The sequence below is a fragment of the Streptomyces davaonensis JCM 4913 genome, from assembly GCF_000349325.1.
Lineage (GTDB): Bacteria > Actinomycetota > Actinomycetes > Streptomycetales > Streptomycetaceae > Streptomyces > Streptomyces davaonensis.
The window spans coordinates 2297105-2323970 of sequence record NC_020504.1 but is presented as its reverse complement, the minus strand read 5'-3'; the positions used below and the strand labels follow the sequence as shown (position 1 = coordinate 2323970).

Here is a 26866-nt window from a genome sequence, read left to right as displayed (position 1 = left end):
TCACCTCCTTGAAACCCACGTCAGAGCCGACGTGCTGTCAACCGACCGGAGGAGCCGCCCGTGTCCGCCCACCCCGTCGACGAGAAACTCCCCGCCGTGAAAATGGCGACCACCGGCCTGCAACATGTGGCCGCCATGTACGCGGGCGTCGTCGCCCCACCCCTGATCGTCGGCGCAGCCATCGGTCTGTCCGCCACCGACCTGACCTTCCTGACCGGCGCCTGCCTCTTCACGGCGGGCCTCGCCACCTTCCTCCAGACGCTCGGCATCTGGAAGATCGGCGCCCGGCTGCCCTTCGTCAACGGCGTCACCTTCGCCGGGGTCGCCCCCATGACCGCGATCGTCGCCTCCACCGACGACAAGTCCGACGCGCTGCCGATCATCTTCGGGGCGGTGATCGTCGCGGGCCTGCTGGGCTTCATCGCGGCGCCGTTCTTCAGCAAGATGGTCCGCTTCTTCCCACCGGTCGTCACCGGCACGGTCATCACCCTGATCGGCATCTCGCTCCTCCCGGTCGCCTTCGGATGGGCGCAGGGCCCCAACCCCGCGGCGGACGACTACGGTTCGAGCACGAACCTCACCCTGGCGGCCATCACTCTTCTGCTGGTCCTGCTGCTGCGTCGCTTCACCCGGGGCTTCGTCAAGCAGATCGCGGTGCTGCTGGGCCTGGTCGGCGGCACCCTGATAGCCATCCCCTTCGGCGTCACGGACTTCGGCCCGGTGGCGGACGCGAGCGTGATCGGCTTCCCGACCCCCTTCCACTTCGGCGCGCCACAGCTCCAACTCGCGGCGATCATCTCGATGTGCGTGGTGATGGTGGTCTCGATGACCGAATCGACCGCGGACATGCTGGCGTTGGGCGAGATAGTGGACCGCCCGGCGGACGAGAGGACCATCGCGGCCGGCCTGCGCGCGGACACCCTGGGCTCGGCGATCAGCCCCATCTTCAACGGCTTCATGTGCAGCGCCTTCGCCCAGAACATCGGCCTGGTCGCCATGACGCGGATCCGCAGCCGCTACGTCGTGGCCGCGGGCGGCGGTTTCCTGGTCCTGATGGGCCTGTGCCCGATGGCCGCCTCACTGATCGCGGTCGTACCGCGCCCGGTGCTGGGCGGGGCGGGCGTGGTGCTGTTCGGCTCGGTGGCGGCGAGCGGCATCCAGACCCTGGTCCGGGCGGGCCTGGAGAAGGACAACAACGTCCTGATCGTGGCGGTCTCCCTGGCGGTGGGCATCATCCCGATCTCCGCCCCGGAGTTCTACCACTCCTTCCCGGAGACGGCCCGGATCGTCCTGGACTCGGGCATCTCGACGGGCTGTGTGGTGGCGGTGCTGCTGAACCTGGTCTTCAACCACCTGGGCAAGAACCAAGACGCCGCTGATGTGACCCACCCGATGGAGGCGGGCGAGGAACTCACCGGCTCGACCCACCCGACCCCGGCCACGCCATGAGGTTGGCGAACAGCTCCGCCTGTTCGATCGCGTCGTCCAGGGCATGGTGCGTGTGCCGACGCCGCGACAGCAGCTCGCGCGGCATCGTGCCCTTGGCGACGGCCCGCAGGGGCAGCCCGGCCTTGGTCGCGTAGAGCGTCTTCATGTCGAGGCACCCCGAGTGCCCGAAGGGGCTCGACCCCGTGAACCGGATCAGGTACCAGTACAGAAAGGTCCAGTCGTACGAGGCCGGGTACCCGCACATAACGGGCTGCGCCCCCTGCCCGGCCTCCCGCACCCACCGGCTGAACTCGCCCAGCGCGACCGCCGGTTCGCTTCCCTCCCTGCCGAGGCGCTCCCGGTCCAGCCCACTGACCGCGAGCGCCTCCGGTACGAAGTCCGCACTGATCGGGCGGAGTTCCCGATAGAAGGTGCACGCCTCGGGATCGGCCGGGACGAACCCGTCGGCATCCTGCACTCCGGCGACGGCCGCGCCGATGCTGAGCATGGAGTACGGCCCCGGGATCGGCCCGTCGGCCTCGATGTCGACGGAGATGTAGAGGCTGGGCTTGATGCGTCGTGCTGCCATGGGAGATGAGCCTCTCAGGCGAGGGGCCAGGGCCGCACCCGATTTCATCCCGTCCGGCAGGGGGTGGCGCGCGGGAGGAGGCCGGTGAAGAACGAGCGCGGTGGGACTCCCATGAGGGCGCGGAAGTCGGTGGTCATGTGCGACTGGTCGTAGTAGCCGGTCGCGGTGGCCAGATCGGCCCAGGGCTCGGTGTCCGCGTGCGCGAGGACATGGTGAACCCGGTCGATCCGGGCGTAGTGCTTGGGGGAGACGCCGACTCCCTCGGCGAAGAGGTTGCGCAACTGCCGTTCACTGACGGCCAGTTCCCGGGCAACGGCGCCCACTTGGGCGGGGGCGTGCCCGGCCCTGACCTTCATGGCCTCGACGCCCGCCCGCAGCAGCGCGGTGCGGGCGGGGTCGGTGGCGTCGGAGAGGAGGGCGGGGAGCACGGCGGCCAGGTGGCCCACCGTCTCCGCCAGGTCCAGGTTCCGCAGCTCGCGGGCGAGGAGGCGGGCGCTTTCGGCGGAGAACCGCTCCAACGCGGTCACCCGTCCCACGAGGTCGACCGCGGGAACTCCCAGCAGCGACCGCCCGGTGCCCGGTGCCAGCCGCACCTGCACACAGGACGCGCGTCGTTCACCGGTGTGGTACGAGGCACGGGTGCGCGGCCCGACCACCAGGACCTGGCGTCGGCCCCCTTCCTCGACCCGGACGACCAACTTGGTGGCAGCGTCGGGGACCTGGGGGAACGGTTCGCGCGGCAGGGGGTCGACGTGCCCGGTCTCGATGCCGTCGATCCAGGGCCGCAGGGCGGTTTCGAGGGTCACCTCCTCACGGTAGACGGGTGGCGGGCCCGAGCGGGCCGGTGAACCGTGCCGGAATCTCCAAGAGCCGGGCCGGGGCGTCCCGGCACGCTGTGCCCATGATCCTGGTCACCGGTGCCACGGGCACCATCGGCAGTGAAGTGGTACGACAGCTCGCGGCGCGCGGGGAGAAGGTGCGGGCGCTGACCCGGGACCCGTCGCGGCTCGACACGCCACCGGGGGTGGAGGTGGTGCGGGGCGACTTCCTCGACCCGGAGTCCGTCGACTCGGCGCTGGCCGGAGCCAAGGCCGCCTTCCTGGTGGCCGTGCTGGGTCCGGACACCCGCCCCGACGTGGACCTGATCTCCCGTGCGCGGGCAGCCGGGGTGTCCCGGCTGGTGAAGCTCTCGGCGATCGGGACCGGCGACCCCGAGGTGGGACCCGGCGGCACCTGGCACGTCCCGGGAGAGGAGGCCCTGCGCGCCGGTGGAGCCGACTGGACGGTCCTGCGGCCGTCGACGTTCGCCTCGAACACCCTGAGCTGGGCGGATCCCATCCGGTCGGGGGAACCGGTGCCGAACCTGACGGGTGACGGCCGCCAGGGGGTGGTCGACCCGCGGGACGTGGCGGAGGTGGCGGTGGCGGCTCTGCTGGACCCCCGCCATGCGGGCCGTACGTACACCCTGACGGGCCCGGAGCCGATCACGGCCCCGGACCAGGCGACTGTCCTGGCGGACGTCCTGGGTCGCCCGGTGCGCAGCCTCGACCTCACCGCGGACCAAGTCCGCTCCCACCTCCAGGGTTCCGGAATGCCGGAGCCCTACATGCGGGGCGTGCTGGCCGGGACTTCCTATGTCCGCGCCGGTCGCAACGACGTGATCACGGACGATGTACGGCAAGTGCTGGGCCGGAGGGCCCGGACGTACCGGGAGTGGGCCGAGGACCACAGGGAGGCGTTCAGGTAGCGGAGCGGGCGGGGCGGGAGGGACGGAGCACCGCCGCCGCCAGGGCCAGCGCCGCCGCCGCGATGACCGTCGCGACCCGGAACGCGAGTTGGTATCCCTCTGCCGTGGCCGTCACCAGCTCCGTGCTCTCGCCGAGGAGCCGTTCCGTCCGTCCGGCCGCCAGTACGGAGAGCACCGCCAGACCCAGTGAACCGCCCACCACCTGAGTGGTGTTGAACAGTCCCGACGCGGCGCCGGCGTCCTCCTCGCGTGCCCCGGACATGGCCAGGCCCGTCAGTGCGGGCATCGCTGCCGCGAAGCCGACCGAGAGCAGGAGCATCGCGGGGAGGACGTCCAGCGCGTACGAGCCCTCGGCCGGGGCCCGGCTCAGCAGGCCCATGCCCGCCGTGATCAGGGCAAGACCCGCCGGCAGCACCCGGTGGGCGCCGTACCGTCCGATCGTGCGTGCCGACAGGCCGAGCATCAGCAGGCCGATCACCACCGGCGCGGGCAGGAAGGCCGTGCCGGTGAGCAACTCGCCGTAGCCGAGGACCCGTTGGAGGTACAGCGCCCCGATGAACTGGAAGCCGTACATGGTCGCGATCATCAGGATCTGTACGGCGTTCGCCCCGGCGAGGAGACGGGAGGCGAACAGGCGCAGGCGCAGCAGCGGTCGGGCGGTGCGGGCCTGGCGGAGGGTGAAGGCCAGGAACAGGGTGACGGCGAGCAGGGCCAGCGAGAGTGTGGTGGACAGGTCGCGTTCGCCCGAGCCGACGATGACGTACACCGTCAGCATCAGCGCGCCCGTCACCAGGGCCGCCCCCGGATAGTCCGCGCCCTTGCCGAGTCCGGCGCCCGGCTCGCGGTCCAGCACCCGCACCGCGGCCACCCACGCCACCACCCCGATGGGCAGGTTGATCAGGAAGATCCAGTGCCAGTCGAGCGCCTGGGTCAGCGCCCCGCCGAGAAACGTGCCGAGCGCCCCGCCGGCCGCCCCCACCGCGCTGAACACCGCGATGGCGCGGGCCTGTTCACGCGGCTCGGGGAACAGCGACACCAGCATCCCGAGCACCACGGCGGTGGTCATCGCGCCGCCGACGCCTTGCAGCGCCCGCGCGGCGATCAGCACGCCCGGGGAGGTCGCCACCCCGCACAGCACCGAGGCCAGTGTGAACACGGCGAGCCCCGCCGTGAACATCCGCTTGCGGCCCACGAGATCGCCGAGCCGCCCCGCCAGCAGCAACAGCCCGCCGAACGGGATGAGATAGGCGTTCACGACCCAGGCGAGACCCGACGGGGAGAAGCCGAGGTCGCTCTGGATGGCCGGCATCGCCACGGTCACGATGTTGCCGTCCAGGATGGTCATCAGCGCCCCGGCGCAGAGGATGACAAGGGACGCCCAGCGGGAGTAGGTGCGTTGCGTCGCCCGCGTGGGGGATCCGATGATGGCCGTCATGGCGGCATCGCCTCCGTGTACTTCCAGGTTCCAAAGGTGCACGACTTGTAACGGGGAACATCGTGCGGAACCATGGAGGTCGGCGTAAGGAGGCAGTTCGATGTCCCAGAGGAACACCGGTGTTACCCCGCAGGTCGTGAACGCGCACGCCTGCCCCGTCCGGGAAGTTCTTGACAGGGTCGCCGGAAAATGGAGCGTGCAGATCCTGGTCGCCGCCGCCCACGGCCCCATCCGCTTCACGGAACTGGAGCGCGGCATCGAGGGCATCAGCCGCCGCATGCTCACCCTCACCCTGCGCAACCTGGAGCGCGACGGCCTCGTCACCCGCACCGTGCACCCGACGGTCCCGCCGAAGGTGGAGTACGAACTCACCCCACAGGCCCGCGAGTTGCACGAGACCCTGCAACGCCTGACCGACTGGGCGGAGCGCAACCGGGTGTACATCGCGGAGGCACGGGCGGCCTACGACACCGCACACGAGCCGGAACTCGCTGACGTGTAGACCGCCCGTACCCGCTCACGGTGTCGCCAACGCCTCCGTCGGCGACAGCCTGGCCGCGCGCAGTGCCGGGTACAGCCCGGCCAACCCGCCGATCAGCAGCGTTGCCGCCACGCCGCCCGCCAGCGCCCAGGCCGGTACGGCCGTCGGCCAGCCCTGGTACAGGGCGTAGCCGGCGGTCACCGCCAGGCCGAGTACGGCTCCACCCGCCCCGCCGAGTGCTGACAACAGCAGGGACTCGGCGAGGAACTGGCCCCGGATCTGGCCGCGTGTCGCCCCCAGGGAGCGGCGCAGGCCGATCTCGGCGCGGCGTTCCAGTACCGAGATCACCATCGTGTTGGCCACGCCCACCCCGCCGACCAGCAGCGCCACCGCGCCCAGGCCCAGCAGCAGCCCGGTGAAGGCCTCGCCCGCCGCGCGCTGCGCCACCAGTGCGTCCGAGGGCCGGGAGACCTCGACCTCGCTCGGCGCCTGGGGGTTGGCGGTGGCCCCGAGCACCTCCCGCACCGACTCCACGCTCGGCTCCGCCGAGCGCGTGTACACGGTCGTCGCCCGTCCGTCGAAACCCAGCTCCCGCTCCGCCACCGGCCAGCCGATCAGGGCGGCCGAGTCCAACTCGGGTGCAAGGGCAGCGCGTTCGAGGATCCCTACGACCGTGAACCAGCGTCCGCCGACCAGTACCCGGGTGTCCTCGCCCGCATGGCTCACCCCCAGCCGGTCGGCCGCCGCCGCACCCAGCACCACGGCGGGGTAGCGGGCGGTGGCCGCGTTCAGCCAGGCGCCGTCGGCGAGTTCCACACCGGTGGCCGAGCGGAGTGACGTACGGGCCGCGTAGGTGGACAGACCGTTCGTCTCGACCTCGGGTATCCGGTCCGTGCGGTACACCTTCGCGTCCGCCACCTTGCCGACCGCCGACACCGACTCCACCCCCTCGATCCCGGCCACCATCCGCTCGGCGGTGGACGGCAGTTGGGACTGCCCGCCGGTGAGCGTGGAGCCGGGGGAGACCGTGAGCAGATTGGTGCCGAGCGCCGCCAGCACCCGGTCCAGATCGGCCCGCGAGGACGCCGAGATCCCGACGACGGCCACCATCGCGGCGATCCCGATCGCGATGCCCAGCGCCGAGAGGAAGGCCCGCAGCGGACGGGTCCGCAGACCGACCGCGCCGACCCGGACCATGTCGGCGGGACGCAATCGGGCCGGGCGCAGCACCTCGGGCGCCGGGACCGTCGGCGTCGTAGGGCCGGGGATCGTCGCCGTCATCGCGCCGCTCCCGCCGTCGTGCGGACCGCCGAGTCCACGACCAGTCGGCCGTCCCGCATCCGTACCTGCCGGGGCAGCGACGCGGCGATCTCCTGGTCGTGCGTGATGATCACCACCGTGGTCCCGGCCGCGTTGAGCTCCCGCAGCAGCGCCATCACCCCCGCCCCGGACGCGGTGTCGAGCGCCCCCGTCGGCTCGTCCGCCAGCAGCAGCGGTGGCTCACCGGCCACGGCGCGGGCGACGGCCACGCGCTGCCGCTCCCCGCCGGACAGTTCGTGCGGCGCGTGGTGCAGCCGGTGGCCGAGGCCCACCCGGCGCAGCGCCGCCGTCGCCCGGGACCGCCGCTCGGCCGGGCGCAGACCGGAGTACAGCAGCCCGTCCGCCACGTTCCGCAGTGCGGACGCCCCCGCCGTCAGATGGAACTGCTGGAACACGAACCCGATCCGCCGCGCACGCAGCGCCGAAAGCCGCGCGTCCGAGAGCGAGTTCGCGTCGTGTCCGTCGATCCGCACCCGGCCCGACGTGGGCCGGTCCAGGGTGCCCAGCATGTGCAGCATCGTCGACTTGCCGGACCCGGACGGCCCGACCACGGCGACGAGTTCGCCGCGCGCCACGGTCAGCGACACCCCGGCGAGCGCGGTGACGCCGCCCGGATAGACCTTGGTGACCTCGGTGAGCTCGATCATGCGGGCATCCCCACCGTCGTACCCGCCGCGATTCCGTCACCGCTGATCTCCACCCGCCCGTCCGCGAACAGGCCCGTCTCCACAGGGACGTACGAGGTGCCGCCGTCCGCCGCGACCACCTCCACACCGAACCCGCCCCGGTCCAGCGCCACCAGCGCCGCGACCGGAACGGTCAGCACGTCCTCGCGTTCCCCGGCCGTGAACTCCACGTCCACCGACGCCAGTACGTAGGAGGCAGCCGCCTTCTGCGCCTTCGTCCCGTCCAGCGCGACGATCACCTTCACCACGGTCGTCGGGCCGTCGTCGGCGGCACCGCTGCCGGGATCGACCTCGGTCATCACCTCGGAGACCCGGCCGTCCACGCGGGTGCCGTCCGGCAGCTCCACGCCCACCTTCGTGCCCGGCTCGGCCAACCGCCGGTCGGCGGTGTCGAGTTCGACGGTGACGGCCTGGGCGGTCGCCGTGTACGACAGGATCTTCTGGCCCGGGGCGGTGGCGGCGCCCTCCTCGGTGTCCAGGGCGTCGACCCGTACGGCGGCCGGCGCGAACACCACCCGGCCCGGCGCCACCGTCCCGGTCTCCGCCAGGCCCAGGTCCTCCTGCCACTGCCGTACGGCCTCGGCGGTGGCCTCCGTGTAGGTGTCGTCCACCGTGAAGCCGTCGTGGCCGAGAGCCTTGAGGTTGCGCTCCAACTGCTCCACGTCCCGGCCCTCGGCGCCCGGCTTCAGCTCCCGGTACGCCGGGACCGCGCCGTACAGCAGCACCACCGGCTCGTCGTCCACGCGGTACAGCGCCTCGCCCCGGGTGATCCGCTCCCCGGCGTCCGGCAGCCGGGTGACCGTGCCCGGGACGCGGCTGCTCGCGGTGGTGGAGCTCCCGTAGCCGAGTTCGCCGTCCTCGGTACGGCTGTCCTGGAGCGTCTGTCGGGTCACCTCGGCGGTGGCGGGCGGGCGCCGCTCCTCGGACGCCGTACCGGATCCGTCGTCCCGGAGCCCGGCTCCGGCGGCCGCGGCCCCGCCCACGGCGGCGAGCACGCCGAGCGCCGTGAGCAGGCGCAGTCCACGGCGTCGGCGGCGCGGGCCCGGCACCTCGGTGGGATCGGGCTGCCCGGTAAGGGCCTCGCCAGCGGGCGAATCCTCGGTGGGCGTCTCCTCGTCCGTCATGCTCATCGCCTCAGTCATCGCCCTGGGTATCCGTGGACCGGCGGCTGCCCGAGGGGGCGTACTTGTCGCACTCCTTCTGCGCCTGCTCGAAATCCGGGTCCTCCGCCACACCCCGGTCGAGCTGGATGCCGCGGCCCGGCTCCGGGTCGGGGAAGTCCTCGACGCCGTTGTCGCGCATGCACTGCGCCATCTTCCGCATCCGCTCCTCGGCCTGCGGATCGGGGCTTCCCCCGTTCTGCATGGGGCTGTACTCGCGGCAGGCCTCCATGGCCGCGTCGACCTTCTCCTTGGGCACCTGCCCGGTGATACGGATGCCGCCGCCCTCACCGGTCTCCACGTTCACCCCGTGCTCGCCCAGGCATTCGGCGAACTTCACGGCCATCTCGTCCTGGGCGTTCGCCTCGGCAGCCAGATCCGCCGCCTTGTCGCTGTCGCTGTCGCCGTCCGAGCCGCAGCCGACGACGGCCAGCGCGAGCGTCAGCAGCAGCGCCGCCGCGCGGGCACCGCCGGTCCTTGTCCGGGTCACTTCGTCTCCTCGTGTCGGGATCTCCGGCACGAAGCGAAGCGGGCGGGCCGTTTCCCCACCGTTTCCAAGCCCGTTCCAAGCCCGGCCTTACGCGCAGGAAACGCACGCTCCGGCAACCTGTGCGCCGAGGGAAGGGGTGACCTGGATGCGGGTCCTGGTGGTCGAGGACGAACCGATGCTGGCCGACGCCGTCGCCGAGTGGCTGCGCGGCCAGGCCCATGCCGTCGACCTCGCGTACGACGGCGCCGCCGCGCTGGAACGGGTCGGTGTCGTCGACTACGACGTGGTCGTCCTGGACCGGGACCTGCCGGTCGTGCACGGCGACGACGTGTGCCGCGCGGTCGTCGCCTCGGCGTCCCCCACCCGCGTCCTGATGCTGACCGCCGCCGCCGAGGTCACCGACCGGGTGCGCGGCCTCGCCCTCGGCGCCGACGACTATCTCGTCAAGCCCTTCGCCTTCCCCGAACTGGCCGCCCGCGTCCTGGCGCTCGGCCGCCGCTCCCGGCCCGCCGCGCCGCCCGTACTGTGCCGGGCCGGGCTCACTCTCGACCCGGCCCGCGGAGAGGTCTTCCGGGACAGTCGCTATGTCCCGCTGTCCAAGAAGGAGTTCGCCGTGCTGGCGGAGCTGCTGCGGGCCGACGGGGCCGCCGTCTCGGCGGAACAGTTGCTGGAGAAGGCGTGGGACGAGAACGCCGACCCGTTCACCGGCGCGGTCCGGCTCGCGGTCCTCAAACTCCGCCGCAAGCTGGGCGATCCACCGGTGGTGCAGACCGTGACCGGCGTCGGGTACCGCATCCCGTGAGCCGCCCGCGCCGTATCTCCCTGCGGGCCCGCCTCACCCTGACCTACGGCGGCCTGTTCCTGGTCGGTGGTGTGGTTCTTCTCGGCGTCACCTACGCGCTCCTCGGCCAGCAACTGGGCGGCGCGAGCACGAAGGTGGTGTCCCGGACGCACCCGACCGGGGACCCCACGCCGTCCTCGAGCGACGCGCCCCGGTCCCCGAGTGACGCCCCTCAGGAGGAGGCCCGCACGGTGGTCGGCGGAGGGCCCGGCCTGACCACCCCACCGCCCGGCGTCGACCTGGACCAGTGGATGGAGAAGCAGCGCGACCATTGGCGCGACGAGGCCACCACCTCCCTGCTCACCCAGGGCGGCATCGCGCTCGGTGTCGCCGGCTGCGCGGCGGCCGGGCTCGGCTGGCTGCTCGCCGGGCGGGTCCTGGCGCCGCTGCACCGGGTCACCGACACCGCGCGCCGGATCGCCGGCGCCCCCGCCGCAGACCGCGGACTGCACGAACGCATCGCGCTGCGCGGCCCCGACGACGAGGTCAAGGATCTCGCCGACACCTTCGACACGATGGTGGAACGGCTCGACCGCTCCTTCGACGGGCAGCGCCGCTTCGTCGCCAACGCCTCGCACGAACTGCGCACACCCCTGACCCTGGGCCGCGCCCTGGTCGAGATGGCCATGCACCGGCCCACGGCCTCGGCGGACGTGCAGCAACTCGGCGAGAACCTGCTGGAGATCAACGCCCGGCACGAACGGCTGATCAGCGGTCTGCTGCTGCTCGCGCGCTCCGAGCACGAGATCGCCGAGCGGCTGCCCGTGGACCTGGCGGACGTGGTGGCCCATGTGGTGGACCAGGGCGCGGCGGAGGCGGACCTGGCCGGGACCGCCGTGCACGACGAGTCCGCCGAGGCGACCACGCTCGGCGACGCGCTGCTGCTGGAGCGGCTGGTGCACAACCTCGTCGAGAACGGCGTACGGCACAACAGCGGCGACGGCGGCTGGGTCCGGGTGGTGACCCGGGCACCGGACGCGGAACGGGTGGAGCTGGAGGTCAGCAACACCGGGCCGCCGGTGCCGCCGTACGAAGTGCCGTTCCTCTTCGAGCCGTTCCGGCGGCTGGGCGCCGACCGGGTGGTCACCGGCAAGGGCGCGGGCCTCGGCCTGTCCATCGTGCGGGCCATCGCCCACGCCCACCACGGGGAGGTGTCCGCGGTGCCCCGAGAGGTCGGGGGCCTGACGGTGACGGTGACACTCCCGCGGGATACGTCGATCGCGGGGGATACGTCGATTACGGCGGATCAGAGCCCGAACAGGCTCGGGTCGGTCGCCAACTCCTTGAAGTAGTCCTGCGGATCGGCGATCAGCTTGCGTGCCGTGAGGTCCAACAGCCCGCCGACCGCAGTGATCTCGGCCGCCACGGTCCCGTCCGCCTTGCGGATCGTCTGCTCCATGCGGAACGTCTTGCCCCCGCTCCAGTCGAAGGCGCAGGTCACCTCGACCTCGTCACCGGCGAGCAGTTCGCGCCGGTAGCGGATCGTCGTCTCCAGGGCGACCGGGCCCACGCCCTTGCCGATCAGCCCGGCCTGGGTGATACCCGCGGCCCGCAGCAGCGACCAGCGTGCGTGCTCCGCGTAGTTGAGGTAGACGGCCTGGTTGAGGTGCCCCTGCACATCCGTCTCGTATCCACGGACGGTCACCGGTACGGAAAACGGCTCGGTCACGGCTTCCCTTTCGCGTGCCATGCTTCTCGGTCGCTCCGATCCTGACATGTGCCCTCTACATCCGTCGCGGAGAAGCCAGGAGATAGCGCTCACGTGTTCGGGGCTCGGAGTGCTCGCCCACCTGCCACCCCGCCTTCTCCAGGGTCACCGCGCAGCCGCGCAACGCATCCGTACCGGGCACGTGGACGGCGACAGCCTCCGGCTGCGGGGTCGCGCGCACCCGATACCCGTCGCCGTCGGGCCCGGCGGGCGGATGTCCGGCTGCCTCCAGCGCCAGGGCCGCGGCCTGCACCAGATGCGTACGCTCCCAGCCGCACGGCCGGTCCGTGGCCCCGTCCGGATTGGTCATCCGGCGCAGCTCCACCAGGCCCTCCCAGGCGCTGCGCACCTCACGCACCCGGCCTGGACCGGCGGGCGGCGGCTCCTCCTCGCCGCCGATGCGCGCGGCGAACACTCCGGTCGTCGTCGTGGCGGCGGGCTCGGGCACGGCCGTATCGAGATCGCCCGCCGCCTCCCGTATGCGATGGCCCGCCGGAGTGAGGAAGTGGGCGTGCGGCGGACGCGGGTGGCGGAAGGCGAGCCCGCGCTTCACCAGCGCCGCGAGCTGGGTCTCCGTACCGTTGAGCCGCCCGGTGACCGGGTCGGCGGCGTCGATCACACGCCGTTGTGCGGCGGTCGGCGGTCGTGTCACGGCGTGCTCCCTTCCCACGGTGTCCCCACCGCTTCGAAGGCTACGACCCGGGTCTGACATTCCACCCGGCGATCACCGGCCGCCCGTGCTCGGTACTCAGCCGGCACACGCTCCCGGTGGCGAGCTGGAACAGCGCGCCGTCCGCCGGCGGCAGCCCGAGCCGCCGTGCGGTCAGCACCCGCAGAAAGTGACCGTGCGCCACCAGAACCACCACCCCCTCGGTGTTGGCGAGCGCGGCGTCCACCTTGGCGAGCATCCGATCCGCGCGCTCCCCGACCTGCGCCGGGCTCTCCCCGGGATGCTCCGGCGGCCCCGGCGCGACCCCGTCGCTGAACAGGAACCAGCCGGGCCGCTCCCGCTGGATCTCGACCGTGGTGACGCCTTCGTAGCCGCCGTAGTCCCACTCCCGCAGATCCGGATCGATCCGCATCGAGGTGAGCCCGATCAGCTCGGCGGTCTCCCGAGCCCGCTGAAGCGGACTGACGAACGCGGCCCCGATCCGATGCGACCGAATCAACGGCACAAGCCCCCGAGCCTCCGCACGCCCTTGCTCGGTCAACGGCACATCGGTGGACCCGGTATGCCGCCCCGACCGCGACCACGCGGTCTCCCCATGCCGCACCAACAGAAGATCACCCATACGTCACAGGCTAGGGCCTGCCGTGAAATTCCCGCCTGCCGCGCGACGCCTGACGCGCATGCTCGAACAGGCTTCGCCCGGCTCGCGCGGGGGCACCCCCATCGCCGCCGCGCGGCCCGCCCTCCGGGCGGGCGACGGGAATTTCACGGCAGGCCCTGGGCCCACCGCTCCAACCGCCCGAACTCCGCCTCCCCGAGCCCCCGGCGCGGATCGATCCGCAGCAGCAGGGCGGGCCCGGTGTGGTGCTGGTGCACATGCCGTACGTCGTGATCGGTGACCATGTCGTCCACCCACACGAACGGCCGCCCCGCCGCCCACGCCACGACCTGCCGGGTCTTCCAGTACAGCCCCTCGGGGTCCGGGGCGAACAGGTCCGTGAACTCGATGACCGGCAGGTCCCCGGGCAGCCCGATGGCCGGCGCGATCATCTCGTTGGCCTCGTGCATCCAGGTGGTCGCCCAGGCCAGTTCGTAGGGCAGGGCGAGCAGCCGCGGCCCGTGTCCCGGATGCAGCCGTACCCGCAGGCCCCTGCGCAGCCGCCGCGACCCCGGGGTCTGCCGGGCCGACCAGTTCGCGGGGTGCAGCCGACGCGTCACATAGCCGCGGTGCCGGGCGTAGACGGCGCGGAACGGGTTGAGGGGGCCGTCGACGTCGAGGAGTAGCAGGGGGCGCTCGCTCATGGCCGACGACCTACCCGTCCGCTACTGCCGGTACCCGCCCAGGAACCGCCCGATCCGGCCGATCGCCGCCTCCAGGTCCTCGGCGTGCGGGAGGGTGAGGATGCGGAAGTGGTCGGGGGTGGGCCAGTTGAAGCCGGTGCCCTGGACGACCTGGATCTTCTCCCGCAGGAGCAGGTCCAGGACGAACTTCTCGTCGTCGTGGATCTTGTGGACCTTGGGGTCCAGTCGGGGGAACGCGTACAGGGAGCCCTTCGGCTTCACGCACGACACCCCGGGGATCTCGTTGAGCTTCTCCCAGGCCACGTTCCGCTGTTCGTGCAGGCGTCCGCCCGGCGCGGTCAGCTCGGTGATTGACTGGCGGCCGCCCAGCGCGGCCTGGATGGCGTACTGCGCGGGCGCGTTGGCGCACAGCCGCATGGAGGCCAGCATGGTCAGGCCCTCCAGGTAGTTCCGGGCGTGCTGTTTCGGGCCGGTGACGACCAGCCAGCCCGAGCGGAAGCCCGCCACCCGGTAGGTCTTCGACAGGCCGCAGAAGGTCAGGACGACCAGGTCGGGGGCCAGCGCCGCGACCGAGTGGTGGACCGCGTCGTCGTAGAGGATCTGGTCGTAGATCTCGTCCGCGAAGACCATCAGGCCGTGCCGGCGGGCGAGGTCGAGGATGCCCTCGATGATCTCCTTGGGGTAGACGGCGCCCGTGGGGTTGTTCGGGTTGATGATGACCACGGCCTTGGTGCGGTCCGTGATCTTCGACGCCATGTCCTCCAGGTCCGGGTACCAGTCGGCCTGTTCGTCGCAGAGGTAGTGCACCGGCTTGCCGCCCGCGAGCGTGGTGACGGCCGTCCAGAGGGGGAAGTCGGGGGCCGGGATGAGGATCTCGTCGCCGTCCTCGACCAGCGCGGTCACGGCCATCGAGATCAGCTCGGAGATGCCGTTGCCGAGGAAGACGTCGTCGACGTCCACCTCGAGGCCCAGGTTCTGGTAGCGCCCCGCGACGGCCCGGCGCGCGGAGAGGACGCCCCGGGAGTCGGTGTAGCCGTGCGCCTGCGGGAGCATCCGGATCATGTCCTGGAGGATCTCCTCCGGCGCCTCGAAGCCGAACAGCGCGGGGTTGCCGGTGTTCAGGCGCAGGACGCTGTGGCCGGCCTTCTCCAGCGCGTCGGCGTGCTCGATCACCGGGCCGCGGATCTCGTAACAGACCTCGCTGAGCTTGTTCGACTGCCGGAACTCCATGCGCCCCTCCAGTATCTGGTGTTGCTTGGTTTTACCAAGTTAGTGCTTGGAAAGTCCAATGACATGTCTAGACTGCGTCCCATGTCACCACGCCGAAGCTACGACCAGTACTGTTCCGCCGCCCGCGCGCTCGACGTCGTCGGCGACCGCTGGACCCTGCTGATCGTCCGTGAACTGCTGGCCGGGCCGCGCCGCTACACCGACCTGCACGCGGATCTGCCGGGCGTGAGCACCGACGTACTGGCCTCACGGCTGAAGGACATGGAACGGGACGGTCTGACGACCCGACGCCGACTGCCCCCGCCCGGCGCGGCCTACGTCTACGAACTCACCACGCGCGGACGGGAGTTGCTCCCGGTCCTCCAGGCGCTCGGCACCTGGGGCCGGCCCGAGCTGGGCGAGCGCCGCCCGACCGACGCGGTCCGCGCCCACTGGTTCGCGCTGCCGCTGCTGAGGGTCCTGGAGGGGGAGGGGCTGGTCGAAGTGCGGCTGGAGGAGGGGGAGTTCCATCTGTACGTCGGCACCGAGGACGGTCCCGTCTACGGCGACGGCCCCGCCCCCACCGAACCGGACGCACGGCTCGCGCTGGACACCGACACCTGTACGGCAGTGGCGCGCGGGGAGTTGAGCGTGCCGGACGCCGTGCGCGCCGGGCGGATCACCGTCACCGGCGACGGGACGCTCGCCAAGACGCTGCGGGAGGGATGACGAAGGGCCCGCCGCACCGCAGTGCGACGGGCCCTGGGACGAACGAGGGATCACACGCCCGGCGGGCGCCCCGGACCGCGCGTCAGCGCATAGCCGCCGACGCCCGCGAGCGCCGCCAGCGCACCGCCCACCGCGGTCCATATCCAGCGGTCGGACCACCAGCCGGAGGACCAGCCGTCCTCCGGGTCGAGGCTGGAGAGCACCGCAGTGTCCTCCTCGGACTCCTCCGACTCGGCCGTCACCGCGACACCCGGCACCAGCGGCTCGCCCAGCGAACCGTCCACCGCCGCCGCGCCGCCGATGTCCTTGGAGTCCACCCGGACCGTGGCGTTCACCGGCAGACCCAGGTCGCCCGTGGCGAGGTTCACCACCGTCAGCCGGACGTAGTACGTGCCCGGCAGCGGGTCGTTGGCCCACGGCTCCGACCAGGCGCGCACCGTGCGCAGGACGCACGCCAACTCCACGGACGGGGCGTCCGCCGCGGCCGTGCGGGTCTGCGCGCCGTACTGGCAGGACTGACGGCGCCGCAGTCCGTCGTAGACGTCGATCTGCCAGGTCTCGGCGGCGTGCGTCTCGGGCAGCTTCACCGTCGCCTTGACGGTCGGGCGCTGTCCGGCGTCCGCCGGGAACGACCAGTACAGGTAGTCACCCGCCGAGGCGCTCGCGCCGGCGTCCTGGCCCTGCTCGATCTCCGTCGCCGTACGGAAGGAGGTGCCGGCCGTGGTGGGGACGTCGTCCTTCGGTTCCTCGTCCGCCAGCGCGGGCGCCGCCGAGAGGCCCAGCATGAGCAGGGCGGCGGTCAACGTACGTGTGATCCGCATCAGTTGGTCCTCCAGACCGCGACCCGCCAGCGCGACAGCCAGCCCCAGACGATCCCGGCGAGGAAGCCGGTCAGGATGAGCGCGCCCAGCAGCCACCAGCCGCGCCCGAGGCCGAAGGAGGCCACATCGCTGGAGCCCGACGGACCGTCGACGACGTCGATCGTCAGCTCCAGCGGCAGTCCGGGCGTCGTCTTCACGCCCGACGCCGCCGAGAAGGAGTGCGTGACCTGGAGGCACACGGCCTCGGCCGTGGCGTCCTCGTCGTCGCTCTCCGCCTTCGGGTAGCGCACACCCGTCGAGACCACGTCCGTACGGCCGTTGCCCGCGGCCTCACCGCGCACGATCTCCCGCCCGTGCACGGTCACGGCCCGCAGCAGCACCCCGTAGGAGGGGTTCACCGCCCGGTCGGCGGCCACGCTCAGCGAGGCCCGCAGCTCCTGGCCGGGCTCCACGTCGACCCGGTACCAGCGCTGCTGCCCGAACTCCTCGCGGTCGGTGTACAGACCGGACTTCAGGGTGGGCGCGTCGGCGCACCGCTCCGCGCCCTCGGTCGCCACCGGCGTCACCACCGGGTCGGCCGCCCGGTCCACCAACTGGTTGACCTTGTCGCTGAGTTCCTCGGTGTGCTCCACGGAGGTGTAGGTGCCGCCGGTCGCCTCCGCGATACAGCTCAGCTGCTGCCGCATCTTGGTGTTCGGGACCAGACCGAGCGTGTCGATGGTCAGCCCGATGCCCTTGGCGGCGATCTCCCGGGCCACCTCGCACGGGTCCAGCGGGGCGCAGGTGTCCTCGCCGTCGCTGATCAGCACGATGCGCTTGGAGCCGGTGCCGCCGTCGAGGTCGTCGGCCGCCTTCAGCAGCGCGGGACCGATCGGGGTCCAGCCGGTGGGCGTGAGGGTCGCCACCGCCGTCTTGGCCTCGGTGCGGTCCAGCGGGCCGACCGGATAGAGCTGCGCGGTGTCCTTGCAGCCGGTCTTCTGGTTGTCGCCCGGGTAGTTGGCGCCGAGCGTGCGGATGCCCAGTTCCACCTCCTCGGGGGTGGCGTCGAGCACCTCGTTGAACGCCTGCTTCGCGGCGGCCATCCGGGACTGGCCGTCGATGTCCCGGGCCCGCATCGAGCCGCTCACGTCGAGGACGAGGTTCACCTTCGGCGCGTCCTCGCCCGTGGGTTCGCCGGCGGCCGCCCCGGCCGGGAACGCCAGCCCCGCCGTCAGCGCGGCGAGCAGGGCACAGGCCCCCGCCGCCAGCCGTGTTCTTGTGATCATCGGCGGATCCTAGTGGCGGAGGTGTCCCGCTCCAAAACGACCGCGCATTGCCTGCAAATCGGACGCTCACCGCAAGGGGTTGGGCGGCAGAGGGTCGGGCAGCAGGGGGTTGGGCAGCCGCGCCCACTGGTCCCCGGGCGTCCGCGGCGACAGCCGCATCAGCGTCAACGCCTTCGCGGGCAGCGGCTCTTCGCGCAGGACGGTGAGATCGGCCGTGCCCGGCAGGTCCCGTACGGCCGTCTCCAGCGCCGCGCCGAGTGCCGCCGCCGAACCCGCCGTACCCGCGAGCGCGCCCGCCACCAGCGAGCCGAACAGCTTGCGGCGCAGGGTGGTCTCGTCGTCGGTGACGATCCGTCCGGTCAGCTCCGGGACCGGGACGCGGTGCCGGGCGAGCCGGGCCGGGCTGACCCGGATGTCGGCGAGGTCGCGGTAGACCAGCCGCCGCGGGGCGCCCTCGGCGTCCAGGACGACCAGCAGGTTCTGGCCGTGCGCCTCCAGGGCCACGCCCAGGTCCAGGAGTTGCAGCCCGACGGTGAGGGCAAGTCGCGCGAAGGCCGCCAACCAGGCCGGACTGGAGGTGAGTTCGGTGGTGGCGAGCGCGGCCACCGGCACCACGCGCTCGCCCGGACCGGCGTACTCCTGCGGCGACTCGCGCAGTACGGCCGCAAGATCGGGGGAGTCCGCGGTCGCCGCGCCCAGGGTGCGGGTGATGTGCAACAGGCCGTCCGTGCGCGCCGCCAGGGCCTCCGCGAACGCGGACAGCGTCGCCGACAGGGCGATGGAGTACCCCGAGATGTCCCGCACCGACGAGGTCAGCCGGGCGCTCAGCGCGGTCTTGACGTGCGGCCCGCCGGGCAGCGCCAGTGTGCGCAGCGACATCAGCGGACGCGCGCCGCCGATGCCCCGCTCGCAACCCCGCTTGAGCACATGCGCCGCCTGCCAGGGATGCACCGGGATCAACAGCTGTTCCCCGTCCCGCAGTTCGTCCGGCCAGTCACCGGTCAGCAGGCACTCGTCCGCCGGTACCGGCCACAGGCCGAGCTCAACCTGAGGCCGGTGCTCGGGCCCGTAGGCGAGCTGCTCGGCCACCGAGAACCCGGGCCGGGAACGGCAGCCCGGGTGGTACGGATGCCCGTCGACCACCCGCTGCTCCCACTCCCAGTCCCGCACCGGCCACTCTTTCGAGGCATCCGAAGCGGCGACCGGCTGCTGCCCGGCCCTCGACAGCGCCAACGAGGCGACACTGTGCCCGAGTTCGGCCACGAACCCGGTACCGCGCGCTACGCCCAGCTCGAACATCAGCCTCGCCGGATCGGCGTACGCCGCCTTCTCCAGGCGCACCTCGGTGACGTACGCGGCGGTGGCGTACGGGTCCGCGCGCGGCCCGTGCAATCGGCGGCCGTCGGAAAGCCGCAGGGTGAGGCCGTCCCCGGTGATCTCGCGAGCCGTGATCCATGGCAGCGGCTCATGGGCCAGCGCCCGCCACAGCCGGGTCAGCACGGCGGCCCGGGCACCGGGCAGCTCGGCCTGGTACCGGGCGGCCAGGCCGGGGCGGACATCGGCCAACTCGGCCGCTACCTCGGCCTCGGCGGTGGAGGGACGGTGCACGGTCGGGCTCCTCGGGTACGAGTAGGGCGTCGGATCGGGCGGTGACTTGCAGACATACTGATCTTCTCCGCCCGAACGGACCGTAGAGAACGAGTGAAGCGCGTGGACCTCATGCCCCCGCCCGCCGACGCCGACGCCGCCCGGCGCGCCGATGTCGCGGACCGCGCCGACGCCCTTGCGGCGGCGCCCCTGCTCAACTGCCTGCTGCGGGAGGTGGCCGAACCGATCGCGCGGCCCGGGGAGCCACCGGCGCACCGGCTGCCCAGCGGCCGACTGCTCCGGGTGTGCGGCGAACGGCGCCCGGCCGGGCCCGAACTGCTCGTGGACGGTGCCTGGGTCCGCGTCGGCCACGCCGAGCTGGTGAAACTCGTCGCCGAGGAGCTGCGTCGCCACACCGGCCTGGTCAATCACGAACTGCCCGCCGAGATCGTCGACAGCCGGGACGCGGTCGCCGCGCTGCTCACCGCACGGGCGGACGCGACCCCGCCCGCCGACCCGTATCAGCGCTCCGAGCAGTCCCTCGTCACCGGGCATCCGCATCACCCGGCGCCCAAGGCGCGTGGCGGCGGCCCGGTCGCGGGCTGGCTGCCGTACGCGCCGGAGGCGTACGCCCGCTTCCCGCTGGTGCTGCTCGGGGTGCGCGCGGACACGGTCGTGGAGGAGGGCGACACCCGCGCCCTGGACGCCCTCGGCGAGGCACCGCCCGGCTACCGCCTGCTGCCCGCCCACCCCTGGCAGCTCGACCTGGCCGACCTCGGCCCCGCCTTCGCCGACGGCCGACTGATCCGGCTGGGCACCACCGAATTCGAGACCTGGCCGACGGCCGCGATCCGCACCGTCTACGCCCCCGAGCGCGACCTGTTCCTCAAGTTCAGCCTGGACGTACGCATCACCAACGACATCCGCCGCCTGTGGCGCCACGACCTGCTGAAGCTCCGCAGGACCGACGCGGCCGTCGGCCGGGCCTTCGCGGCGGGCCCCGGCGCCTGGCTCAGTGACCGCGGTTACCGCACGGCCGACTTCGCGTTCGAGGAACTGGCCGTTCTGGTCCGCGACGGATTCCGGGACCGGCTGCGCCCCGGAGCGACCCCGCTGCTCGCGGCGGGCCTGGTGGAGGGCTTCCCGGGCAGCCCCCTCGACACCACCGAGGACCCGGTGGCCTGGTGGGACGCCTACCTCGACGCAGTCGTACCGCCCGTCCTGACGGCCTTCGCCGAGCACGGCGTCGTCCTCGAAGCGCACCTCCAGAACACCCTTGTCGCCGTAGACCCGGCCGGCACCCCGGTGCAGGCGCTGTTCCGGGACGCCGAGGGCGTGAAGCTGCTCGCGGACGTGGACCGGGCCGCCGGGTGGGAGCGGCTGGTGTACTGCCTGGTGGTGAACCACCTCTGGGAGGTGGGCGCGGCCCTCGCCGAGCGCCGGCCCGGCCTCGCCCCCTGGCCCGCCGTACGCCGCGCCCTCGCGGCCCACGACCTCCCCGAGATCCCGGCGCTCCTCACGGCCCCCACCCTCCCCGGCAAGACCAACCTCCTCCTGCGCTGGACCGAGGCCGACGGCGCCGCGGCCCGTTATTGCCCTCTGCCCAACCCGCTGCGCTGATCTACCCTTGCCGGTGTGCTGCGCGACGTGACTGCTGTTCGATACGTGACCCCCCTGCGGTCGGGCGGCTCCGTGCCCGCTGTCGTCGAGGCCGACGACCTCGGCACGTACGTCGTCAAGTTCACCGGCTCCGCGCAGGGCCGCAAGGCGCTGGTCGCCGAGGTGATCGTGGGGGAGCTGGCGCGGGCCCTCGGGCTGCGCTTCCCCGAGCTGGTGCTGGTGCACTTCGACCCGGCGATCGCGGACGACGAACCCCACCAGGAGGTGCGGGAACTCCACAGTGCCAGCGCCGGGGTCAACCTCGGGATGGACTTCCTCCCGGGCGCGAAGGACTTCACGCCGGAGATCGCCCAGCGCTTCCCGGTCGATCCCCTGGAGGCGGGCCGGATCATCTGGCTGGACGCCCTCACCGTCAACGTCGACCGCACGGTGCACAGCTCCAACCTGATGGTCTGGCCCACCCTGGGCACCGTGCCCCCGCGCCTGTGGCTGATCGACCACGGCGCCGCCCTCGTCTTCCACCACCGCTGGGACACCTCCGACCCCGCGAAGGCCTACGACCTCCGCCACCACGCCCTCGGCCACTCCACCCCGGACACCCGCGCCGCCGACGCCGAGCTGGCGCCCAAGGTCACCGAGGAACTGCTGCGCGCGATCGCGGCCGAGGTGCCGGACGCCTGGCTGCTGGACGAGCCCGGGTTCGCCACCGCCGAGCAGGCCCGCGAGGCGTACGTCGGCTACCTCCACGCGCGCGTGCGGGCCTCGGCGTCCTGGCTGCCCACCGACTTCCCCACCCGGGAGGAACTCGCCGCCGAGGAGGCCCAGCGCGCGGCGAGGACACAGCAAGGACGCCCCGCGTGGCTCAAGCAGGTCCCCGACCTGCACGGCAAGCCCGCGGCCGAACAGGATTGGTCGGTGCACCTCGGATGAGTGGCCGGGTAGAGATCGAGTACTGCACCCAGTGCCGCTGGCTGCCCCGCGCGGCCTGGCTGGCGCAGGAGCTGCTCACCACCTTCGAGGCGGAGCTGACCGAACTGGCCCTGAAACCGGGCAAGGGCGGGGTGTTCGTCGTGCGCGTGGACGACGAGGTGGTGTGGGACCGCCGGGAGCAGGGCTTTCCCGAGCCCACGGCGGTCAAGCAGGCCGTACGCGACCGAGTGGCCCCGGGGAAGTCCCTGGGCCACTCGGAGAAACCGGCGTCCTGACCCTCAGCCCTTGAGCTGCTCGTACGCGGGCAGGGTGAGGAAGTCCGCGTAGTCCTCGTCCAGCGAGACCTCCAGCAGCAGATCGTGGGCCTGCTGCCAGTGGCCCGCCGCGAAGGCCTCGTCGCCGAGTTCGGCCCTGATGTTCCGGAGTTCCTCGGCGGCGACCTTGCGGGCCAGCTCGGGCGTGGCCTTCTCGCCGTTCTCGAACTGCACGCCCGCGTTGATCCACTGCCAGATCTGGGAGCGGGAGATCTCGGCGGTGGCCGCGTCCTCCATGAGGTTGAAGATGGCGACCGCGCCGAGCCCGCGCAGCCAGGCCTCGATGTAACGGATGCCCACCTGAACGGCGTTGACCAGGCCGTTGTACGTCGGCTTGGCGGCGAGGGAGTCGACGGCGATGAGGTCCTCGGCCTTGACGTCGACGTCCTCGCGCAGCCGGTCCTTCTGGTTCGGCTTCTCGCCCAGCACGGCGTCGAAGGAAGCCATCGCGATCGGCACCAGGTCGGGGTGGGCGACCCAGGAGCCGTCGAACCCGTCGTTCGCCTCCCGGTCCTTGTCCGCCTTCACCTTCTCGAACGCGACCTTGTTGACCTCCTCGTCCCGGCGGGACGGGATGAACGCCGCCATACCGCCGATGGCGTGCGCGCTGCGCTTGTGGCAGGTGCGGACGAGGAGTTCGGTGTACGCCCGCATGAACGGGGCGGTCATCGTCACGGCGTTGCGGTCCGGCAGCACGAACCGGGGGCCGCCGTCCCGGAAGTTCTTGACGATGGAGAACAGGTAGTCCCAGCGGCCCGCGTTCAACCCGGAGGCGTGGTCGCGGAGTTCGTAGAGGATCTCCTCCATCTCGTAGGCGGCGGTGATCGTCTCGATCAGCACGGTGGCGCGGACGGTGCCCTGCGGGATGCCGACGTAGTCCTGCGCGAAGACGAACACGTCGTTCCAGAGGCGGGCCTCCAGGTGCGACTCGGTCTTCGGGAGGTAGAAGTACGGGCCCTTGCCGAGGTCGAGCAGACGCTGGGCGTTGTGGAAGAAGTAGAGGCCGAAGTCGACGAGGGCGCCGGGGACCGGGGTGCCGTCGGCGTCGACGAGGTGGCGCTCGTTCAGGTGCCAGCCGCGGGGGCGCATGACGACCGTCGCCAGCTCCTCGGCCGGGCGCAGGGCGTAGGACTTGCCGGTGCGCTCGTCCGTGAAGTCGATGTTCCGGGTGTACGCGTCGGCCATGTTCACCTGGCCGAGGACGACGTTCTCCCACGTCGGCGCCGAGGCGTCCTCGAAGTCGGCGAGCCAGATCCGGGCGCCGGAGTTGAGGGCGTTGATGGTCATCTTGCGGTCGGTGGGGCCGGTGATCTCCACCCGCCGGTCGTTCAGCGCGGCGGGGGCCGGGGCCACCTTCCAGGAGTCGTCCGCGCGGATCGCGGCGGTCTCCGGGAGGAAGTCGAGCGTGGAGGTGCGGGCGATCTCGGCGCGGCGCTCGGCACGGCGGGCGAGGAGCTCGTCACGCCGGGGCGTGAACCGACGGTGCAGCTCGGCCACGAAGGCAAGGGCCGCGTCGGTGAGTACCTCCTCCTGCCGGGGCAGGGGCTCGGCGTCGACGATGGCCAGCGGGGACGGCGCTGGTGCGGACATGAGCTGTCACTTCCTTCAGCGGTGGCACCGGGTGCCAAGCGGCACGCATGGAACGTAGAGCGTCCGCTGTGCGGCAGGACGCTTCTGAACAGTGGATAGTAGTTTCCTCATCGTGGAACTTCAATGGTTTGTTGATATCGAGATTCTCTGAGTCGAGGCAAGGTGTCGCTCAGTGCCACCCCGCTCACTCAAGGTGGCTCAGGTCGGCTTCGGTGTCGATGTCGTACGGCCGGGCCACGTCCCCGCACTCGACGAGCCGGACCGCCGCGGCATGCTCCTTCAGGTACCCACGCGCCCCTTGATCCCCGGTCGCGGCCCGCGCGATCCCCGCCCAGTGCGCGGCCCCGAACAGCACCGGATGCCCCCGTACGCCGTCGTAGGCCGCCGAGACCAGCGACGCCTCCCCGGCATAGGCGGCGAGCACCCGGGCCACCGCGTCCGGGCCGATCCCGGGCTGATCGACCAACGAGACCAGCGCCGCCCGCGCCCCGGTCCCGGCGAGCGAGTCGAGACCCACCCGCAACGAGGTCCCCATCCCCCGCTCCCACTCGGGGTTGTCCACCAGCACACAGTCCCCGAGTCGCGCCCGCTCCCGTACGGCCGCGGCACTCGCCCCGAGCACCACATGGACCCGGACGCAGCCGGCCGTACGCAGGACCCCGACCGCGTGTTCGACGAGCGGACGTCCGCGGTGTTCGAGCAGGGCTTTGGGCCGTCCGCCGAGCCGCCGGCCCCCGCCCGCGGCGAGGATCAGCCCGGCCACCTGCTGTTCGTTCTGCGTCATGTCTCCTGCATACCTGACCCCGTGCCCGGGGCCCGGTTTCCCTGGGCTGAATTTCGGTCCGCGTGGTGGCGCACCGCCCGGCGGTGGCGTTTACTGACCCGCGTCCCCACGGCGCCCGACCGACGTCAGGGGGCGCTCGGGAGGGACCACTACGTGGACGCGCACAACCGCGTGCGCGGGGGGAGAGCAGTGTTGCGGAGCTTGGGGCAGAGGCCGGTGACCGGCAGCAACGAGGATCCGAGAGTGGCGGAACTGCGGACCGCGGTGTCCCGGCTGCGCCGCGAACTCGCCGCGCTCCCGGCCGAGTTCCCGGACCGGGCGATCGCGGAGGACGAACTCGCGGCCATGGCCGCGATGGCGATCGGCGGAGCGCCGGAGATCCCTCGCTTACAGCGGTCGTTACTGCTGATCGCCGGGGCGATCGGCTCGGTGAGCGCGTTGGCGCCGCGGCTGAAGGACGTACGGAACGCGGTGGATCTGTTCGGGGAGCGGCGCTCCTAGCTCCACCCACGGAAGGGGAACGGCCCCCGATAGCCCCGGTCCGACGTCCGGTGCTCGAACTGCTCGCACAGCCAGGTCTCCTGGACGAACTCGGTGCGCTGGGGCCAGATCTCGAAGATGCCCCAAGGCCCGTGCTTGCCGTCGCACCGCCGGTAGAGATCCTTGGCGTCACGGAAACAGGCCAGCCCGGTCATCATGCTGTGGCCGACCGGACTGTAGTCGGACCAGGCGCACGAGATGCACGCCTTGAGCCGGGTGTCGACCGGCAGCGCGGCCCCGATCTCGTGCAGCGCGTCCTCGAAGTCGGGGTGGGCGGCGCTCAGTTCGCGCCCGTCGAGGCGCAGGGTGACGGTCAGGTCCTCCGTCTCCTCGGGATACCAGAGGTTCAGCGCGCAGTGCAGGGTCGCGATCCGCTCGCCCTCGCCCCCGACCTCCACGGGCATCGTCAGTCCCCACTCCAGCAGGCAGGACCACAGATCCCCGTCGCGCAGCACGAACATCGGCTCGGGCGGCTCCCCGGTCGGCGCGCCGAGTGTGTCCATGGTCCCGCCCTCGAAGCGGACGCCCCTGATCGTCGTACGAATCAGCTCGCGGCCGTCGGACTCGAAGACGACCTCCTGCGACCCGTGCCGGTCGGTGTACCGGCCCGGCCAGCGCATTAAGCCGGTCATGCGGGGTTCTGGGTGGCCAGCGCCTCGGACAGCTCCTGGGCGATCTGCTGGAGCACCGGCACGATCCGCTCGGTGGTCTCCTCGGTGACCCGGCCCGCAGGACCGGAGATGGAGATGGCGGCCGCGGTGGGGGAGTCGGGCACCGACACCGCGACACAGCGGACCCCGATCTCCTGCTCGTTGTCGTCCACGGCGTACCCGAGCCGGCGTACGTCCTCCAGGGCCGCGAGGAAACCGTCCGCGGTGGTGATCGTCTTCTCGGTGGCGGCCGGCATGCCCGTCCGGGAGAGCAGCGCCCGCACCTCGCCGGCCGGGGTGTGCGCCAGCAGGGCCTTGCCGACGCCCGTGGAGTGCGGCAGGACGCGTCGGCCCACCTCGGTGAACATCCGCATCGAGTGCTTGGAGGGCACCTGGGCGACGTAGACGATCTCGTCCCCGTCCAGCAGTGCCATGTTCGCGGTCTCGCCGGTCTCCTCGACCAGCCGGGCGAGGTAGGGGCGTGCCCAGGTGCCGAGCAGCCGGGAGGCGGACTCGCCGAGCCGGATCAGCCGCGGGCCGAGCGCATAGCGCCGGTTGGGTTGCTGGCGGACGTAGCCGCAGGCCACCAGGGTGCGCATCAGACGGTGGATGGTCGGCAGCGGGAGCCCGCTGCTCGCGGACAGCTCGCTCAGGCCCACCTCGCCGCCGGCGTCCGCCATCCGCTCCAGCAGGTCGAAGGCGCGCTCGAGTGACTGGACGCCACCGCTGGCGGACTTGGCGGAGTCGGTGGTGCTGGCGCTGGACGTCGGCACGGCGCGTTCCTTTCGGGGCTGGCGGGAAGGGCAGAAGCCTACCCGCCAGCCGGTTGACTCCCAGCTTGTGCGTAGCTACGTTCTGCTTGCTGGAATTCTAATTCCGCTTTGTGGAAACGTCCAGAGTGGATCCGAGAGGGATGCTGGACAGCAGTGTGCCCTTGACGGCGCCGATGCGGGAGTGAAGACTCCTTCAA

The 26866-nt window shown here is 72.1% G+C and carries 29 protein-coding genes; 10 read left to right on the top strand and 19 right to left on the bottom strand.

The window, feature by feature from the left end; translation table 11 throughout:
• Nucleotides 1-60: 60 nt before the first annotated feature.
• A complete protein-coding gene (locus tag BN159_RS10175) occupies nt 61-1449 on the top strand; it encodes a nucleobase:cation symporter-2 family protein (protein ID WP_015656869.1) in 1389 nt (462 codons plus the stop codon).
• Here BN159_RS10175 and BN159_RS10170 read toward each other — a convergent pair.
• Both BN159_RS10170 and BN159_RS10165 read right to left on the bottom strand, forming a co-directional pair.
• A complete protein-coding gene (locus BN159_RS10170; RefSeq protein ID WP_015656868.1) occupies nt 1412-2017 on the bottom strand; it encodes a 3'-5' exonuclease in 606 nt (201 codons plus the stop codon). The genes BN159_RS10175 and BN159_RS10170 overlap by 38 nt on opposite strands.
• Before the next feature lie 44 nt (nt 2018-2061).
• A complete protein-coding gene (locus tag BN159_RS10165; protein ID WP_015656867.1) occupies nt 2062-2823 on the bottom strand; it encodes an AraC family transcriptional regulator in 762 nt (253 codons plus the stop codon).
• Nucleotides 2824-2918: 95 nt separating this feature from the next.
• Here BN159_RS10165 and BN159_RS10160 point away from each other — a divergent pair, with 95 nt between their 5' ends.
• On the top strand, nt 2919-3764 hold the full coding sequence (locus BN159_RS10160) for an SDR family oxidoreductase (RefSeq protein ID WP_041819049.1): 846 nt from the start codon (nt 2919-2921) through the stop codon (nt 3762-3764).
• Here BN159_RS10160 and BN159_RS10155 read toward each other — a convergent pair.
• A complete protein-coding gene (locus tag BN159_RS10155) occupies nt 3757-5199 on the bottom strand; it encodes an MFS transporter (RefSeq protein WP_015656865.1) in 1443 nt (480 codons plus the stop codon). The two genes, BN159_RS10160 and BN159_RS10155, sit on opposite strands and share 8 nt — an antisense overlap.
• A gap of 100 nt (nt 5200-5299) precedes the next feature.
• On the opposite strand from BN159_RS10155, the gene BN159_RS10150 reads away from it, so the two are divergent.
• Entirely contained in the window at nt 5300-5701 is a 402-nt protein-coding gene (locus BN159_RS10150; RefSeq protein WP_015656864.1) for a winged helix-turn-helix transcriptional regulator, read from the top strand.
• A gap of 15 nt (nt 5702-5716) precedes the next feature.
• On the opposite strand, the gene BN159_RS10145 is transcribed toward BN159_RS10150, so the two are convergent.
• Genes BN159_RS10145 through BN159_RS10130 form a run of 4 tightly spaced genes read right to left on the bottom strand, consistent with a single transcriptional unit; the run spans nt 5717 to nt 9336 of the window.
• A complete protein-coding gene (locus tag BN159_RS10145; protein ID WP_015656863.1) occupies nt 5717-6961 on the bottom strand; it encodes an ABC transporter permease in 1245 nt (414 codons plus the stop codon).
• On the bottom strand, nt 6958-7647 hold the full coding sequence (locus BN159_RS10140) for an ABC transporter ATP-binding protein (protein ID WP_015656862.1): 690 nt from the start codon (nt 7645-7647) through the stop codon (nt 6958-6960). The genes BN159_RS10145 and BN159_RS10140 overlap by 4 nt, the downstream gene beginning before the upstream one ends.
• Nucleotides 7644-8828 (bottom strand): efflux RND transporter periplasmic adaptor subunit, encoded by a 1185-nt coding sequence (locus tag BN159_RS10135; protein WP_041819048.1) that lies wholly within the window; start codon nt 8826-8828, stop codon nt 7644-7646. The genes BN159_RS10140 and BN159_RS10135 overlap by 4 nt, the downstream gene beginning before the upstream one ends.
• On the bottom strand, nt 8821-9336 hold the full coding sequence (locus BN159_RS10130) for a hypothetical protein (protein ID WP_015656860.1): 516 nt from the start codon (nt 9334-9336) through the stop codon (nt 8821-8823). Before BN159_RS10130 ends, BN159_RS10135 begins: the two co-directional genes overlap by 8 nt.
• Before the next feature lie 145 nt (nt 9337-9481).
• Here BN159_RS10130 and BN159_RS10125 point away from each other — a divergent pair, with 145 nt between their 5' ends.
• Both BN159_RS10125 and BN159_RS10120 read left to right on the top strand, forming a co-directional pair.
• A complete protein-coding gene (locus BN159_RS10125; protein ID WP_015656859.1) occupies nt 9482-10138 on the top strand; it encodes a response regulator transcription factor in 657 nt (218 codons plus the stop codon).
• Nucleotides 10135-11469, top strand: coding sequence for a sensor histidine kinase (locus tag BN159_RS10120; RefSeq protein WP_015656858.1), 1335 nt, complete (start codon nt 10135-10137; stop codon nt 11467-11469). The genes BN159_RS10125 and BN159_RS10120 overlap by 4 nt, the downstream gene beginning before the upstream one ends.
• Here the strand turns inward: BN159_RS10120 and BN159_RS10115 are convergent.
• The 5 genes from BN159_RS10115 to BN159_RS10095 all read right to left on the bottom strand — a co-directional run bounded on the left by BN159_RS10115 (nt 11424) and on the right by BN159_RS10095 (nt 15087).
• On the bottom strand, nt 11424-11846 hold the full coding sequence (locus BN159_RS10115) for an acyl-CoA thioesterase (RefSeq protein ID WP_041819046.1): 423 nt from the start codon (nt 11844-11846) through the stop codon (nt 11424-11426). The two genes, BN159_RS10120 and BN159_RS10115, sit on opposite strands and share 46 nt — an antisense overlap.
• Nucleotides 11847-11901: 55 nt before the next feature.
• Nucleotides 11902-12537: a hypothetical protein gene (locus tag BN159_RS10110; RefSeq protein ID WP_015656856.1), complete on the bottom strand. Its 636-nt coding sequence runs from the start codon at nt 12535-12537 to the stop codon at nt 11902-11904.
• Nucleotides 12538-12577: 40 nt separating this feature from the next.
• A complete protein-coding gene (locus BN159_RS10105) occupies nt 12578-13177 on the bottom strand; it encodes a histidine phosphatase family protein (protein ID WP_041819044.1) in 600 nt (199 codons plus the stop codon).
• 143 nt (nt 13178-13320) lie between these two features.
• Nucleotides 13321-13857, bottom strand: coding sequence for an HAD domain-containing protein (locus BN159_RS10100; protein ID WP_015656854.1), 537 nt, complete (start codon nt 13855-13857; stop codon nt 13321-13323).
• Nucleotides 13858-13878: 21 nt separating this feature from the next.
• Complete coding sequence (locus BN159_RS10095; protein ID WP_015656853.1) at nt 13879-15087, bottom strand: pyridoxal phosphate-dependent aminotransferase; 1209 nt, start codon at nt 15085-15087, stop codon at nt 13879-13881.
• Nucleotides 15088-15168: 81 nt separating this feature from the next.
• Between BN159_RS10095 and BN159_RS10090 the strand changes: the two genes are divergently transcribed.
• Nucleotides 15169-15795 (top strand): winged helix-turn-helix transcriptional regulator, encoded by a 627-nt coding sequence (locus tag BN159_RS10090; protein WP_041819042.1) that lies wholly within the window; start codon nt 15169-15171, stop codon nt 15793-15795.
• Between the two features lie 50 nt (nt 15796-15845).
• Here the strand turns inward: BN159_RS10090 and BN159_RS10085 are convergent, their stop codons facing one another.
• From BN159_RS10085 to BN159_RS10075, 3 genes are all read right to left on the bottom strand, one after another.
• Entirely contained in the window at nt 15846-16616 is a 771-nt protein-coding gene (locus BN159_RS10085; RefSeq protein ID WP_015656851.1) for a hypothetical protein, read from the bottom strand.
• Complete coding sequence (locus BN159_RS10080; RefSeq protein WP_015656850.1) at nt 16616-17881, bottom strand: VWA domain-containing protein; 1266 nt, start codon at nt 17879-17881, stop codon at nt 16616-16618. The genes BN159_RS10085 and BN159_RS10080 overlap by 1 nt, the downstream gene beginning before the upstream one ends.
• A 66-nt stretch (nt 17882-17947) precedes the next feature.
• Nucleotides 17948-19489 carry an IucA/IucC family protein gene (locus BN159_RS10075; RefSeq protein ID WP_015656849.1) on the bottom strand — a complete coding sequence of 514 codons (1542 nt, stop codon included), beginning with the start codon at nt 19487-19489 and terminating at the stop codon, nt 17948-17950.
• Between the two features lie 111 nt (nt 19490-19600).
• Between BN159_RS10075 and BN159_RS10070 the strand changes: the two genes are divergently transcribed.
• From BN159_RS10070 to BN159_RS10060, 3 genes are read left to right on the top strand one after another with little or no spacing between them, the layout of a single operon-like run.
• Entirely contained in the window at nt 19601-21088 is a 1488-nt protein-coding gene (locus BN159_RS10070) for an IucA/IucC family protein (protein WP_193384325.1), read from the top strand.
• Between the two features lie 15 nt (nt 21089-21103).
• On the top strand, nt 21104-22018 hold the full coding sequence (locus BN159_RS10065) for a HipA family kinase (RefSeq protein WP_041819040.1): 915 nt from the start codon (nt 21104-21106) through the stop codon (nt 22016-22018).
• Entirely contained in the window at nt 22015-22293 is a 279-nt protein-coding gene (locus BN159_RS10060; RefSeq protein ID WP_015656846.1) for a SelT/SelW/SelH family protein, read from the top strand. Before BN159_RS10065 ends, BN159_RS10060 begins: the two co-directional genes overlap by 4 nt.
• A gap of 3 nt (nt 22294-22296) precedes the next feature.
• Here BN159_RS10060 and aceB read toward each other — a convergent pair whose 3' ends face one another.
• Both aceB and BN159_RS10050 read right to left on the bottom strand, forming a co-directional pair.
• On the bottom strand, nt 22297-23922 hold the full coding sequence (gene aceB / locus BN159_RS10055; RefSeq protein WP_015656845.1) for a malate synthase A: 1626 nt from the start codon (nt 23920-23922) through the stop codon (nt 22297-22299).
• A 184-nt stretch (nt 23923-24106) separates the two neighbouring features.
• A complete protein-coding gene (locus BN159_RS10050) occupies nt 24107-24706 on the bottom strand; it encodes a nucleotidyltransferase family protein (RefSeq protein ID WP_015656844.1) in 600 nt (199 codons plus the stop codon).
• Between the two features lie 189 nt (nt 24707-24895).
• Between BN159_RS10050 and BN159_RS10045 the strand changes: the two genes are divergently transcribed.
• A complete protein-coding gene (locus BN159_RS10045; RefSeq protein WP_078598776.1) occupies nt 24896-25207 on the top strand; it encodes a DUF5955 family protein in 312 nt (103 codons plus the stop codon).
• Here BN159_RS10045 and BN159_RS10040 read toward each other — a convergent pair.
• Both BN159_RS10040 and BN159_RS10035 read right to left on the bottom strand, forming a co-directional pair.
• On the bottom strand, nt 25204-25878 hold the full coding sequence (locus tag BN159_RS10040; protein ID WP_015656842.1) for a DUF6304 family protein: 675 nt from the start codon (nt 25876-25878) through the stop codon (nt 25204-25206). The two genes, BN159_RS10045 and BN159_RS10040, sit on opposite strands and share 4 nt — an antisense overlap.
• On the bottom strand, nt 25875-26669 hold the full coding sequence (locus BN159_RS10035) for an IclR family transcriptional regulator (RefSeq protein WP_015656841.1): 795 nt from the start codon (nt 26667-26669) through the stop codon (nt 25875-25877). The genes BN159_RS10040 and BN159_RS10035 overlap by 4 nt, the downstream gene beginning before the upstream one ends.
• Nucleotides 26670-26866 lie beyond the last annotated feature (197 nt).